The sequence below is a fragment of the Mesorhizobium sp. M4B.F.Ca.ET.203.01.1.1 genome, assembly GCF_004791025.1.
Lineage (GTDB): Bacteria > Pseudomonadota > Alphaproteobacteria > Rhizobiales > Rhizobiaceae > Mesorhizobium > Mesorhizobium abyssinicae.
Genome location: NZ_SRUO01000001.1, coordinates 323068 through 336397 on the forward strand (window position 1 = coordinate 323068; position 13330 = coordinate 336397).

General features: G+C 65.9%; 12 protein-coding genes. 9 read left to right on the forward strand and 3 right to left on the reverse strand.

The annotated features are described in order from the left end of the window. The first annotated feature begins 109 nt into the window (after positions 1-109). Entirely contained in the window at positions 110-559 is a 450-nt protein-coding gene (locus tag EN846_RS01510; protein WP_127392619.1) for a carbon monoxide dehydrogenase subunit G, read from the forward strand. Positions 560-575: 16 nt separating this feature from the next. On the opposite strand, the gene EN846_RS01515 is transcribed toward EN846_RS01510, so the two are convergent. Continuing rightward, entirely contained in the window at positions 576-1745 is a 1170-nt protein-coding gene (locus tag EN846_RS01515) for an Mrp/NBP35 family ATP-binding protein (RefSeq protein WP_127392620.1), read from the reverse strand. A 231-nt stretch (positions 1746-1976) separates the two neighbouring features. On the opposite strand from EN846_RS01515, the gene EN846_RS01520 reads away from it, so the two are divergent. After that, the gene (locus EN846_RS01520) at positions 1977-2354 is read left to right on the forward strand and encodes a VOC family protein (protein ID WP_127282850.1); all 378 of its coding nucleotides are present in this window, start codon (positions 1977-1979) and stop codon (positions 2352-2354) included. 21 nt (positions 2355-2375) lie between these two features. Here EN846_RS01520 and EN846_RS01525 read toward each other — a convergent pair whose 3' ends face one another. Then, entirely contained in the window at positions 2376-3380 is a 1005-nt protein-coding gene (locus EN846_RS01525; RefSeq protein ID WP_127392621.1) for an inorganic phosphate transporter, read from the reverse strand. 3 nt (positions 3381-3383) lie between these two features. Continuing rightward, positions 3384-4025, reverse strand: a complete 642-nt coding sequence (locus EN846_RS01530) for a DUF47 domain-containing protein (protein ID WP_127282852.1) — start codon at positions 4023-4025, stop codon at positions 3384-3386. A gap of 180 nt (positions 4026-4205) precedes the next feature. On the opposite strand from EN846_RS01530, the gene EN846_RS01535 reads away from it, so the two are divergent. The 7 genes from EN846_RS01535 to EN846_RS01565 all read left to right on the forward strand — a co-directional run bounded on the left by EN846_RS01535 (position 4206) and on the right by EN846_RS01565 (position 13300). Then, positions 4206-5105 carry a LysR family transcriptional regulator gene (locus EN846_RS01535; RefSeq protein WP_127282853.1) on the forward strand — a complete coding sequence of 300 codons (900 nt, stop codon included), beginning with the start codon at positions 4206-4208 and terminating at the stop codon, positions 5103-5105. Positions 5106-5298: 193 nt separating this feature from the next. Continuing rightward, the gene (locus EN846_RS01540) at positions 5299-5778 is read left to right on the forward strand and encodes a formate dehydrogenase subunit gamma (RefSeq protein ID WP_128346251.1); all 480 of its coding nucleotides are present in this window, start codon (positions 5299-5301) and stop codon (positions 5776-5778) included. Beyond that, positions 5775-7331 carry an NADH-quinone oxidoreductase subunit NuoF gene (locus tag EN846_RS01545; RefSeq protein WP_127309573.1) on the forward strand — a complete coding sequence of 519 codons (1557 nt, stop codon included), beginning with the start codon at positions 5775-5777 and terminating at the stop codon, positions 7329-7331. The genes EN846_RS01540 and EN846_RS01545 overlap by 4 nt, the downstream gene beginning before the upstream one ends. Before the next feature lie 10 nt (positions 7332-7341). After that, a complete protein-coding gene (gene fdhF / locus EN846_RS01550) occupies positions 7342-10254 on the forward strand; it encodes a formate dehydrogenase subunit alpha (protein WP_127309574.1) in 2913 nt (970 codons plus the stop codon). Between the two features lie 241 nt (positions 10255-10495). Next, positions 10496-11320, forward strand: coding sequence for a formate dehydrogenase accessory sulfurtransferase FdhD (gene fdhD, locus EN846_RS01555; RefSeq protein WP_127309575.1), 825 nt, complete (start codon positions 10496-10498; stop codon positions 11318-11320). Continuing rightward, positions 11310-11624, forward strand: a complete 315-nt coding sequence (locus EN846_RS01560) for a formate dehydrogenase subunit delta (protein WP_127309576.1) — start codon at positions 11310-11312, stop codon at positions 11622-11624. Before fdhD ends, EN846_RS01560 begins: the two co-directional genes overlap by 11 nt. A 122-nt stretch (positions 11625-11746) precedes the next feature. Next, positions 11747-13300, forward strand: a complete 1554-nt coding sequence (locus EN846_RS01565; protein WP_128346250.1) for an alpha/beta fold hydrolase — start codon at positions 11747-11749, stop codon at positions 13298-13300. Positions 13301-13330 lie beyond the last annotated feature (30 nt).

Below are 13330 nucleotides of genomic sequence, written 5' to 3' on the forward strand. Positions count from 1 at the left end.
CGCGGATGCAGGCAAGGGGCACGCGCCATCCGAACCCGCACTTTGGTGCGATAGACATAAGTCTGCCCCTGCGCTAGGGCTTCCGGGCAGTCTTTCCGGGAGGTTCTTGATGGCTTTGGTGATCGAAGGCGAGGAACGGATTGCCGCACCCCTGCAAAAAGTATGGGAAGCGCTGAACGACCCGGACATTCTGAGGGGCAGCATCCCCGGCTGCCAGAGCCTGGAAAAGAAATCCGACACCGAAATGGCGGCAACCGTCGTGCTGAAGATCGGGCCGATCAAGGCGACGTTCAACGGCGAGGTCGTGCTCAAGAACCTCAAGCCTCCGCATTCCTACACCATCCAGGGCGAGGGCAAGGGCGGCATTGCCGGCTTCGCCAAGGGCGGCGCCGACGTGACGCTCACCGCCGACGGCGCCGACACGACGGTGCTCAAATATGCGGCCAAGGCCGATGTCGGCGGCAAGATCGCCCAACTCGGCAGCCGCCTGATCGAATCGACGTCGAAGAAGCTCGCCGGGCAGTTCTTCTCGACGTTCGGCGGGAAGGTCGGCGGCTGACCCTCGCGCCGAGGGATCACTCGAACACGATCGAGGGCACCGCGGCTTCCGCCGCGCCACGCTCCTCATTGACCCTGTCCCAGACCTTTGCCGCAATGTCGCGGTAGATCTTCGCCTCGGCGCCTTCCGGCTTCGAGACCACCACCGGCGCGCCGGCATCCGAGCTTTCGCGAATGCCCATTTCCAGCGGCACCTCGCCGAGGAAGGTGACGCCCAGCCGCTCGGCCTCGCGCCGCGCCCCGCCATGGCCGAAGATGTCGTAGCGCTTGCCGGTGTCGGGGGCGAGGAAATAGCTCATGTTCTCGACGATGCCGAGCAGCGGCACGTCGACCTTCCTGAACATGTTGAGGCCCTTGCGGGCATCGATCAGCGCCAAGTCCTGCGGCGTCGAGACAATGACGGCGCCGGCGAGCGGCACCTGCTGGGCCATGGTCAACTGAGCATCGCCGGTGCCGGGCGGCATGTCGACGACCAGCACGTCGAGCGGGCCCCATTCGACCTCGCGCAGCATCTGGGTCAGCGCCGACATCACCATCGGGCCGCGCCAGATCATCGGCGTTTCCTCATCGACGAGGAAGCCCATCGACATCACCTTCAGCCCATAGTTCTGCATCGGCTTCAGGATCTTGCCGTCGACCGTCTGCGGCCGGCCGTGGATGTTGAGCAGCCTTGGCATGGACGGGCCGTAAATATCGGCGTCGAGGACGCCGACCTTGAGGCCGTTGGCGGCAAGACCGAGCGCCAGGTTGACCGCTGTGGTCGACTTGCCGACGCCGCCCTTGCCGGAGGCCACCGCGATGATCGCGTCGATGCCGGGCACGCCGCGCTTGCCGTGGCTGTGCGATGCCGGCGCCTGCGGCACGGGGCGCTGCGGCGCGGCAGCCGGCGCCGGCCTCGGCGCGGGACGCGGCGGCACCGGCGCTTCCATGCCGCCGCCCTTCTTCTCCGCCGTCAGCGCCACGACGGCGCCGGCGACGCCCGGAATGGCCTTGACCACGCGCTCGGCGGCGGCGCGCAGCGGCTCCATCTCCTGGGCGCGGGCGGCGGGCACGGTGATCGAGAAGAACACCTTCGAATCGGCAATGAAAATCTCCGAGACCAGGCCGAGGTCGACGATGTTGCCGGTGAAATCCGGCCCGTTGACCGTTTTCAGGCGCTCGATGACGGTTTCCTTGGTGACGGCCATGGTGTTTCCTCGGGGTTTTGGCGATGCAGATAGTGCAGTTTCCGGCAAGAACCAAGCCGTGGAGCAAAGGCTTGCCCGGCGTGCCACGGAAAACGACCGGCAGTGTCGGATTTGCCCGATGACGTTTCCCGGTCGACCGGCAGTTCAACGCCTGCCCATGGCCAATCGATCCACGGGCCCTATCTCGCTTGCCATGAGCGGCGACACAACAAATCCGGGAAGGAGACTGTCATGCTCGCAAACAGCAATGCAGCAGCCAATCTGGCGGTGAAAGACCTGGCGAGAGCCAAGACCTTTTATGAGGGAACGCTGGGTCTCAGGCAGGTGGACGACATGGCTGGCGAACTGGTCGTCTACAAAAGCGGCGACACGGTCATCAACGTCTATCATTCGGATTTCGCCGGAACCAACAAGGCAACGGCTGTGACCTGGAACGTCGGCGACGAGATCGCTCCTGTCGTCAAGTCGCTGAAATCGAAGGGCGTCGCCTTCGAGCACTATGAGATGCCCGGCCTGTCGCTGGACGGCGACATCCATGTCGGCGACGGCATGAAGGTCGCCTGGTTCAAGGATCCGGACGGCAACATATTGTGCCTCGCGGGCGAGTAGGTCTTTGCGCCCCGCTCCGCGTCAGCCCACCAGGCGCGTGGCGAAATAGGTGAGCGCTGAAATGGCGGCGGTGGCCGGCAGGGTGACGACCCAGGCGACGACGATGTTGCCGGCAATGCCCCAGCGCACGGCTGAGACGCGGCGGGCAGCGCCGACGCCGATGATGGCGCCGGTAATGGTGTGCGTGGTCGAGACCGGAACGCCGAGCCAGGTGGCGGCGAACAGCGTGATGGCGCCGCCGGTCTCGGCGCAAAAGCCCTGCATCGGGTTCAGCCGGGTGATCTTCGAGCCCATCGTGTGGACGATGCGCCAGCCGCCGAACAAGGTGCCTAGCGCCAGCGCCGACTGACAGGTGATGACCACCCATAGCGGCACGTGGAAGGTGCCGCCGAGCATGCCTTGCGAATAGAGCAGCACGGCGATGATACCCATGGTCTTCTGCGCGTCGTTGCCGCCGTGGCCGAGCGAATAGAGCGAGGCGGAGAAGAACTGTAGGACACGGAAGCTGTTGTCGACGGCGAATGGCGTCTGGCGCACGAACAGCCAGGAGACGATGAGGACGAGCAGGAGCGCCAGTAAGAAACCCGTCGCCGGCGAGAGCACGATGGCCGCGACGGTCTTGCCGAGGCCCGACCAGACGATGGCGCTTGTGCCCGCCTTGGCGACGCCGGCGCCGACCAGCCCGCCGATCAGCGCATGCGAGCTGCTGGAGGGAATGCCGGCGATCCAGGTGACGATGTTCCAGACGATGGCGCCGACCAGCGCGGCAAAGATCACGGCCGGCGTGACGATGCTGGCGTCGACGATGCCCTTGCCCACCGTCTCGGCGACATGCAGGCCGAAGAACATGAAGGCGATGAAGTTGAAGAAGGCCGCCCAGAACACCGCATAGTGCGGCCTCAGGACGCGCGTCGAGACGATGGTGGCGATCGAATTGGCGGCGTCGTGCAGGCCGTTCAGGAAATCGAAGAACAGCGCCACGGCAACGAGGCCAACCAGCAGGGGAAAGGTGATGGTGGCGTCCATCGCCTAAACGTTCTCGATCACGATGCCGCTGATCTCGTTGGCGACGTCCTCGAACCGGTCGACAACCTTCTCCAGCTCACCATAGATCTCGGAGCCGATCAGATAGGCCATCGGATCGCTGCGGCCGTGCCGTTTGAACAGATCCTTCAGCCCCTGCTCGTGCAGGTCGTCGGCGCGGCCCTCGGCGCGCATGACCTCCTCGGCAATGGCGTTGAGACGAACGCTGTGGGCGCCGACCTTGCCGAGCAGCGGGATCGCCTCGGCGACCAGCTTGGCGGCGTCGACGATGACGGCGCCCATCTCCTGCATCAGCGGGTCGAACTCGGTCTTCTCGAACAGCTTCACCGTCTTGACGGTCTTGTGCATCATGTCGATGGCGTCATCCATCGACTGGATCAGGTCCTTGATGTCGCCGCGATCGAAGGGGGTGATGAAGGAGCGGCGCACGGCCAAAAGCACCTCGGCGGTGATGCGATCGGCCTCGTCCTCGAGATCGATGATCTTCTGGCTCCAGCGGTCGATGTCCTTGCCCTGCAGGAGCTGCTGCAGCGCCTCGGCGCCGCCGACCACCGTGCGGGAATGGCGTTCGAACAGGTCGAAGAAGCGATCTTCGCGCGGCAGCAGCTTGCGGAACCAGCCCAGCATGTCGATCTCCCGTCGTGTCTACACCCGTCACTGACATAACGCCGCAAGGCGCCTCGGGAAACAGTAAGCCGGCTGAAAGATGTGGATGCCGGGCGACGGCAGATGCGACTTGCGGCGCAGGACAATTTCCCCGACCCTGCGCGGAACGCGGACAGAAGGTCCGCAACAGGCATCAAAGGCATGATCGACAAGCTGGAATTCTTCATCGCGCTCGCCAGGGAGGAGCATTTCGGCCGGGCGGCGGAAGTGTGCGGCGTCACCCAGCCGACGCTGTCGGCGGGGATCAAGCAGTTGGAGGAGCAGCTCGGCGTCATGCTGGTGCTGCGCGGCTCGCGCTTCCAGGGGCTGACGCCGGAAGGCAAGCAGGTGCTGGTGTGGGCGCGCCGCATCGTCGGCGACAGCCGCACCATGCGCGAGGAGATGCGCGCGGCCCGGCACGGCCTGTCCGGCCGCATCCGCATCGCCGCCATCCCGACAGCGCTCGCAATGGTGGCGCGGCTGACGACGCCGTTCCGGGCCAAGCATCCCGGCGTCACCTTCTCGGTGCTGTCGCGCACCTCGATCGAGGTGCTGTCGCTGCTCGGCAATTTCGACGTCGATGCCGGCATCACGTATCTCGACAACGAACCGCTTGGACGCGTGGTGAGCGTGCCGCTCTATGACGAGCGCTATCAGCTGATCACCGCGGTCGGAAATCCCTTTTCCGACCGCGACAAAGTGACGTGGGCGGAGATCAGCCAGCTGCCGCTCTGCCTGTTGACGCCCGACATGCAGAACCGCCGCATCATCGACCAGCATCTGGCAGAGGCCGGAGTGCAGGTGCGGCCGACGCTGGAGTCGAATTCGATGATCGTGCTGTTTTCGCACATCCGGACCGGCAAATGGTCGTCGATCATGCCGCTCAACCTTGCGGAAACATTCGGCTTTTCCGAACCGATCAGGGCCATTCCGATCGTCGATCCGGACGCCAGCCACACGGTCGGCCTGGTGGCGGCGCCGGGCGAGCCGCACACGCCCTTGGTGCAGGCGCTGCTGGACGAGGCGATGACGCTTGCGGACGATTTCCGCGCCCATCGCTAGGCTAGACAATGCAGGTCGAGCGCGCTTGATAGAAAATTTCTATCAAGCAACGGGACAGCTTTATTGATTTCGGAGGTTTCCTCTGATTTCGTAAGGACTTAGCGATATTGCGCCGGGTGCGTGTCGTTGCCCCAAAACCGCTCTATATTTTGGGTGACACACATCGGGTCACCACGACCAGGGAGGGCGCTGCATGCCAATGCAGCCTGCAAGTACCGAGATCGCATCGCGCGCCGCCGCGATCATAGATGAATTGAAGGACCTCGAAGGTCCGCTGCTGCCGATCCTGCACGAGATCCAGGAAGAATTCGGCCATGTGCCGCAGGCAGCGCTGTCGGTCATTGCCGACGGGCTGAACCTGTCCAGGGCCGAAGTGCACGGTGTCGTCACCTTCTACCATGATTTCCGCGCCCGCCCGGCCGGCCGGCATGTGCTCAAGCTGTGCCAGGCGGAAGCCTGCCAGTCGATGGGCTCGGATGCGGTCGCCGCCAAGGTCAAGCAGTTGCTCGGCATCGGTTTCCACGAGACCACCCGCGACGGATCGGTTACACTGGAGCCGGTCTATTGCCTCGGGCTTTGCGCCTGTTCGCCGTCGGCGATGCTGGACGGCGAGGTGATCGGGCGGCTCGATGACGAGAAGATCGAAGAGATCGTCGCGGAGGTACGCTCATGATCCCGCGCATCTATATCCCCGGAGATTCCGGCGCGCTGGCGCTCGGCGCCGAAAAGGTCGCCAAGGCGATCGAGAAGGAACTCGCCGAGCGCGGCGTCGAGGCCAAGATCGTGCGCAACGGCTCGCGCGGCGCCTATTTCCTGGAGCCGATGGTCGAGGTTGCGACGGCCGAGGGCCGCGTCGCCTACGGGCCGGTCAAGCCTTCCGACGTCAAGAGCCTGTTCGACAGCGGCTTCCTCAAGGGCGCGCCCCACAAGCGCTGGCTGGGCGCGCCGGACAAGATCCCCTTCCTCGCCAAGCAGACGCGGCTGACCTTCGCGCGCTGCGGCGTCATCGATCCGCTCTCGCTCGACAATTACAAGGCGCATGGCGGGCTGAAGGGCCTGCACAACGCCGTCGCCATGGCGCCCGCGGACATCGTCAAGCAGGTCACCGAATCCGGGCTGCGCGGCCGCGGCGGCGCCGGCTTCCCGACCGGCATCAAGTGGAAGACGGTGCTCGATACCGCTTCGGACCGCAAATACATCGTCTGCAACGCCGACGAGGGCGACAGCGCCACCTTCGCCGACCGCATGATCATGGAGGGTGACCCCTTCGTGCTGATCGAGGGCATGGCGATCGCCGGCATAGCCACCGGCGCGACCAAGGGTTTCGTCTATATCCGCTCAGAGTATCCGCATGCGGTGGCGACGATGAACAAGGCCGTCGAGATCGCCCGCAAGCACGGCGTGCTCGGCGTCAATGTGCTGGGCTCGCCCAACGCCTTCGACATGGAAATCCGCGTCGGCGCCGGCGCCTATGTCTGCGGCGAGGAAACCTCGCTTCTGAACAGCCTGGAAGGCAAGCGCGGCGTGGTGCGCGCCAAGCCGCCGCTGCCGGCAATCCAGGGCCTGTTCGGCAAGCCGACGGTGATCAACAACGTGATCAGCCTGGCCTCGGTGCCGATCATCATGGACAAGGGTGCCGCCTTCTACAAGGATTTCGGCATGGGCCGCTCGCGCGGCACGATCCCGATCCAGATTGCCGGCAACGTCAAGCATGGCGGCCTGTTCGAGACGGCCTTCGGCCTGACGCTGGGCGAGATCGTCGACGACATCGGCGGCGGCACGGCTTCCGGGCGTCCGGTGAAGGCGGTGCAGGTCGGCGGTCCGCTCGGCGCCTATTTCCCGCGCGCGCTGTTCGACACGCCGTTCGACTATGAGGCCTTCGCCGCCAAGGACGGGCTGATCGGCCATGCCGGCCTCACCGTGTTCGACGACACCGCCGACATGCTGAAGCAGGCGCGCTTCGCCATGGAGTTCTGTGCCATCGAGAGCTGCGGCAAGTGTACGCCGTGCCGCATCGGGTCGACGCGCGGGGTGGAGGTTCTCGACAAGGTCGCCTCCGGCATCGAGGCGGAGAAGAACCTCGCTCTGGTCACCGACCTCTGCAACACGATGAAGTTCGGATCGCTGTGCGCGCTGGGCGGCTTCACGCCCTACCCGGTGATGAGCTCGATCACGCATTTCCCCGAGGATTTCAAGCCGGCGCCGACGCGCGTGGCGGCTGAATAGGAGCTGGCAGATGAACATCAAGGCCGACTTCCCGTCGCTCATCGAAGAGATCGACTACGGCACCCCGGAGTCGAGGGCGGAAAAACAGATCACGCTGATCGTCGACGGCCGCAGCATCACGGTGCCGCAAGGCACCTCGATCATGCGCGCGGCGATGGAGGGCGGGGTCGAGATTCCGAAGCTCTGCGCCACCGACATGCTGGATTCGTTCGGCTCATGCCGCGTCTGCCTGGTCGAGATCGACGGACGCGGCGGCACGCCGGCTTCCTGCACGACGCCAGTCGGCGAAGGCATGGTGGTGCGCACGCAGTCCGAGCGGCTCGATGCGATCCGCCGCGGCGTCATGGAGCTCTACGTCTCCGACCATCCGACCGGCTGGAATGAGACGGCCGGCACCGGCGCCAGCGAATTCGACGTGGTGGCGAAGTCGGTCGGCCTGAGCGAGAACCGCTACGGCGTCGAGGGCCGCAACCACGTCAAGGAAGAGAACGGCGTCGCGCCAGGCCATGGCTCGCTGGCCGTCGACTATATCGCCCGCGACGAATCCAACCCCTATTTCACCTACGACCCGGCGCAGTGCATCGTCTGCTCGCGCTGCGTGCGGGCGTGCGAGGAGGTGCAGGGCACCTTCGCGCTGACCATCGAGGGCCGCGGTTTCGAATCGCGCATGGTCGCCGGCATGCACGAGGATTTCATCGCCTCCGAATGCGTGTCCTGCGGCGCCTGCGTGCAGGCTTGCCCGACCGACGCGTTGCGCGAGAAGACGGTGCTCGAGAAGGGCATGCCGGAGCGCTCGGCCGTCACCACCTGCGCCTATTGCGGCGTCGGCTGCTCGTTCAAGGCCGAAGTGAAGGGTGACGAGGTCATCCGCATGATGCCCTACAAGGACGGCAAGGCGAACCACGGCCATAGCTGCGTGAAGGGCCGCTTCGCCTATGGCTACGCCACCCACAAGGACCGCATCCTGTCGCCGATGATCCGCGACAAGATCTCCGATCCGTGGCGCGAGGTGAGCTGGGAAGAGGCGATCGCCCACACGGCCAGGGAATTCCGCCGCATCCAGTATCAGTACGGCCGCACCGCGATCGGCGGCATCACCTCCTCGCGCTGCACCAACGAGGAGACCTATCTCGTCCAGAAGCTGGTGCGGCAGGGCTTCCGCAACAACAATGTCGACACCTGCGCCCGCGTCTGCCATTCGCCGACCGGCTATGGGCTTGGCCAGACCTACGGCACCTCGGCCGGCACGCAGGATTTCGACTCGGTCGAATTCACCGACGTCGCCGTCGTCATCGGCGCCAATCCGGTTTCCGCCCACCCGGTGTTCGCCTCGCGGCTGAAGAAGCGCCTGCGTCAGGGCGCCAAGCTGATCGTGCTCGATCCGCGCCGCACCGAGATGGTCAAATCGGCGCATATCGAGGCGGACTATCACCTGCCGCTGAAGCCCGGCACCAACGTTGCGGTGCTGACGGCGCTGGCGCATGTCATCGTCACCGAGGGCCTGTTCGACGAAGCCTTCATCCGCGAGCGCTGCGACTGGGCCGAGTTCCAGGACTGGGCGTCCTTCGTCGCCCTGCCGGAAAACAGCCCCGAGACCGTCGGCAAGCTGTCCGGCGTCGACCCCGAGTTGATCCGGGGTGCGGCGCGGCTCTACGCCAAGGGCGGCAATGGCGCGATCTACTACGGCCTCGGCGTCACCGAACACAGCCAGGGCTCGACGACGGTGATGGCGATCGCCAACCTCGCCATGGCCACTGGCAATATCGGCCGTCCGGGCGTCGGCGTGAACCCGCTGCGCGGTCAGAACAACGTGCAGGGCTCGTGCGACATGGGCTCCTTCCCGCATGAGCTGCCCGGCTATCGCCACATCTCAGGCGAGGCGGTGCGCGACATCTACGAGAGCCTGTGGGGCGTCAAGCTCGACGACGAACCGGGCTTGCGCATCCCCAACATGCTGGACGCCGCCGTCGACGGCTCGTTCAAGGGCATCTACATCCAGGGCGAGGACATCCTGCAGTCCGATCCCGATACCAAGCATGTCGCCGCTGGTCTCGCCGCGATGGAATGCGTCGTCGTGCACGACCTCTTCCTCAACGAGACGGCGAACTACGCGCATGTCTTCCTGCCGGGCTCGACCTTCCTCGAGAAGGACGGCACCTTCACCAACGCCGAGCGCCGCATCAACATGGTGCGCAAGGTGCTGGAGCCGAAGGCGCGCTACGCCGACTGGGAGGCGACGCAGGAGCTTGCCCGCGCCATCGGGCTCGACTGGAACTACCAGCATCCGTCCGAGATCATGGACGAGATCGCCCAGACGACGCCGAGCTTCGCCAACGTCTCCTTCGAGATGCTCGACCGCGTCGGATCGGTGCAGTGGCCCTGCAACGACAAGGCGCCGCTCGGTACCCCGATCATGCATGTCGATGGCTTCGTGCGCGGCAAGGGCAAGTTCATCCGCACCGAATATGTGGCGACGGACGAACGGACCGGCCCGCGCTACCCGCTGCTGCTCACCACCGGCCGCATCCTGTCGCAGTACAATGTCGGCGCGCAGACCAGGCGCACCGAGAACGTGATGTGGCATGCCGAGGACCGGCTGGAACTCCATCCGCACGACGCCGAGAATCGCGGCATCCGCGAGGGCGACTGGGTGCGGCTGGTGAGCCGTTCGGGCGAAACGACGCTGCGCGCGCTGATTACCGACCGCGTCTCGCCGGGCGTCGTCTACACGACCTTCCACCACCCGGACACCCAGGCGAACGTCATCACCACCGACTTCTCGGACTGGGCGACCAACTGTCCGGAATACAAGGTGACCGCCGTGCAGGTGGCGCCGTCCAACGGCCCGACCGACTGGCAGAAGGACTATAACGAGCAGGCGCGGCAGAGCCGCCGCATCGCTCCGCTGGAAGCGGCGGAGTAATTGTGTCGAGACATCGTCGACCCCCACTCCGTCGAGCTTCGCTCGACACCTCTCCCCCGATCGACGGGGGAGAGGAAAGGCGCGAGCCTTGGTCGGGAGTCGCCCCTCCTCTCCCTCCGGATGGGGGAGAGGCGGCGCTGCGAAGCAGCGACGGAGTGGGGGAAGGCCCGGAAGAACCATCGCCCATTGAAGCAAGGTGCTTCCTAAGTGAGATAGCTGGCAGGCCAGAGGTTGGCGCCTCGTGACCCGCCCTCCTGTCTCTCAGACCTCTCGCCTCGCGCACCGCGCCAGCGGCACGACTGCCGCGAACCGCATGGTGCCGGAGGAGACGCCGGTGGCATTCTCCTATGCCGGCACCACCCATGCGGTGATGATGGCGAGCCCCGCCGATTTCGAGGATTTCGCGCTCGGCTTCTCGCTGACCGAAGGCATCGTTGCCGACCCGCAAGAGATCGAGGCGATCGAGGTCGAGGATCTCGGCGCCGGCATCGACATCCAGATCAGGCTGAAGGACAAGGCCAACACGCGCTTCCAGGCAAGGCGGCGCAGGCTCGCCGGGCCGGTCGGTTGCGGGCTGTGCGGCATCGAATCCATCGAGGAGGCGATGCGTTCGGTCGACGCGGTCGGTTCGTCAAAGCTTACGCTTGACGCCGACGACATCACCCGCTCGGTCAAGCTTCTGTCGAAGGTGCAGCCGCTGCATACCGAGACCGGTGCCGTGCACGCCGCCGGCTTCTACGTGCCGGGCCAGGGCATCGTCATGGCGCGCGAGGATGTCGGCCGCCACAATGCGCTGGACAAGCTGGCCGGCGCGCTGGCCAAGGCCGGCATCGACGGCGCGACGGGCGCCGTCGTGGTGACGTCACGCGTGTCGGTCGAGATGGTGCAGAAGACGGCGGCCATCGGTGCGGCCATCATCATCGCCGTTTCGGCGCCGACGGCACTTGCCATCCGCACGGCCGAGGCCGCCGGCATGACGCTGGTGGCGCTGGTGCGCGGCGAAGATTTCGATATTTTCACCCACCCCGACCGGGTGGTTTCCGGAGTTGCCAAGCATGTCGCATGACGAAGACCACATCACGAGCACCAGGGAAAAGCTGGTGCGCATGGCCAACCAGATCGCAACCTTCTTCGATTCCAAGCCGCGCGAGGAAGGCATCACCGGCGTCGCCGAGCACATCAACAAGTTCTGGGAACCGAGGATGCGGCGGCAGCTGTTCGAGATGCTCGACGACGGCACCGAGACGTTCAACGAGCTGGTAGTGGCCGCCTCGGCAAAGATCAAGCGGCCCAAGACGTCCGAACAGGCCGACACGAGCATCGGTTACACCGGGCCTGCGCAAGGCGAGAACGGTGCCTTGCACAAGTAACGCGGCCGTCGCTCCCGTTCAACAAAGGCCTTATATTTTAGCTCTCTAAAGTTTGTCTGCCGCGGACGGCATAGCTCTGCTATGGTCGACGACAAGAAATCGTCTGGCCGGCGGGGTGTTGCGTGAGGCCGATCGAGACCCGGTACGCCCGTAGCGGCGATGTGCGGATCGCCTATCAGGTGGTCGGCCAGGGCTCGTTCGATCTCGTCTTCGTGCCGGGCTTCATATCCAACCTCGACCTGCAGTGGGAGGATGAGGGCTACAGCCGTCTGCTGAAACGGCTTTCGGCCTTCTCGCGGCTGATCCTGTTCGACAAGCGCGGCACTGGTCTCTCCGACCGCGTCGACAGCCGCCACCTGCCCAGCCTCGAGACCCGCATGGACGACGTGCGCGCGGTGATGGACGCCGCCGGCAGTGGCCGCGCGGCGATCCTCGGCGCCTCGGAAGGGGCGCCGATGGCGATGCTGTTCGCGGCCACCTATCCGGAGCGGACACGGTCGCTGGTGCTTTATGGCGGCTATGCGAATTTCCACAGATGGGTGATGCCGCCAGAGCGTCTCGAGGCCTTCATCGAGACCGCGGAAACGGCGTGGGGGACCGGCGCCACGCTGCCCAATTTCGCGCCGGGCCGGATCGACGACCCGCATTTTTCGCAATGGTGGGCGCGCTTCGAGCGGCTGTCGGCGAGCCCGACGGCGGCGGCCGCGCTGGCCCGCATGAATGCCGGTGTCGACGTGCGCGGCATCCTCAGCACGATCAGCGCGCCGACGCTCCTGATCCATCGCCGCAACGATGTGCGGGTCGACCCCGAGGCGAGCCGCTTCCTTGCCCGCAAGATCCCCGGCGCCCGGCTGGTCGAGATAGCCGGGCGCGACCATCCGGTGTGGACCGGCGACGTCGACCGCGTGGCCGACCTGATCGAGGAGTTCCTGACCGGGGAACCGGCGGTGGCCGACACCGAGCGCGTGCTCGCCGCACTGCTGGTGACGCGCATCTACGACACCGCCAAGCTCGGCGACCGCATGTGGAGCGAGCGCAGCCAGCGCTTCCAGGAAACCTGGCGGCTGCTGGTCGGCCGCCATGGCGGGCGTGCGGCCGGCACGCATGGCGAGTTGATGGTCTCGCGCTTCGACGGGCCGGGGCGCGCCATACGCTGCGCGGCGGCGCTGCGCGAGGCGGCGCAGCAGATCGGCGTGGCGAGCGCGCAAGGGGCGCATGTCGGCGAGATCGAGCTGCGCGGCCAGCCGGTCGGGCTCACGGCGCGCGTGACCATGCAGCTCGCCAGCCATGCCGGGCGCGGCGGCATCCTTGCCTCGCGGCTGGTTGCCGACCTCACCGTCGGCTCGGGGCTGCATTTCACTGAGGCCGGCCGCATCAGCCTCGACGAGCTGGACGAGCCGCTGCCGGTGGTGCACGCGACCTCGGAACAGCATCTGGAACCAGCCTGCCGGCCGAAGGCCAGGCCAGCCGAGCCGGCGACGCTGACGGCGCGGGAAAGCGAGGTGGTGAACCTGATCGCCGACGGAAAGAGCAACGCTGCGATCGCCGCAGAGCTCAGCCTCAGCGAACACACGGTCAAGCGTCACGTCGCCAACATCCTGCTCAAGCTCGACCTGCCGTCGCGGGCGGCGGCGGCGGCGTTTTCGGCCAGGCACACTGGCCCGGACGGGCCATGAGAGCCATGGCGCTTTTGGGCGAAGCGGCGC

Coding starts and splice junctions, on each gene's coding strand:
- EN846_RS01510 (WP_127392619.1), top strand. CDS start 110: ATGGCTTTGGTGATCGAAGGCGAGGAACGGATTGCCGCACCCCTGCAA.
- EN846_RS01515 (WP_127392620.1), bottom strand. CDS start 1,745: ATGGCCGTCACCAAGGAAACCGTCATCGAGCGCCTGAAAACGGTCAAC.
- EN846_RS01520 (WP_127282850.1), top strand. CDS start 1,977: ATGCTCGCAAACAGCAATGCAGCAGCCAATCTGGCGGTGAAAGACCTG.
- EN846_RS01525 (WP_127392621.1), bottom strand. CDS start 3,380: ATGGACGCCACCATCACCTTTCCCCTGCTGGTTGGCCTCGTTGCCGTG.
- EN846_RS01530 (WP_127282852.1), bottom strand. CDS start 4,025: ATGCTGGGCTGGTTCCGCAAGCTGCTGCCGCGCGAAGATCGCTTCTTC.
- EN846_RS01535 (WP_127282853.1), top strand. CDS start 4,206: ATGATCGACAAGCTGGAATTCTTCATCGCGCTCGCCAGGGAGGAGCAT.
- EN846_RS01540 (WP_128346251.1), top strand. CDS start 5,299: ATGCCAATGCAGCCTGCAAGTACCGAGATCGCATCGCGCGCCGCCGCG.
- EN846_RS01545 (WP_127309573.1), top strand. CDS start 5,775: ATGATCCCGCGCATCTATATCCCCGGAGATTCCGGCGCGCTGGCGCTC.
- fdhF (WP_127309574.1), top strand. CDS start 7,342: ATGAACATCAAGGCCGACTTCCCGTCGCTCATCGAAGAGATCGACTAC.
- EN846_RS01560 (WP_127309576.1), top strand. CDS start 11,310: ATGTCGCATGACGAAGACCACATCACGAGCACCAGGGAAAAGCTGGTG.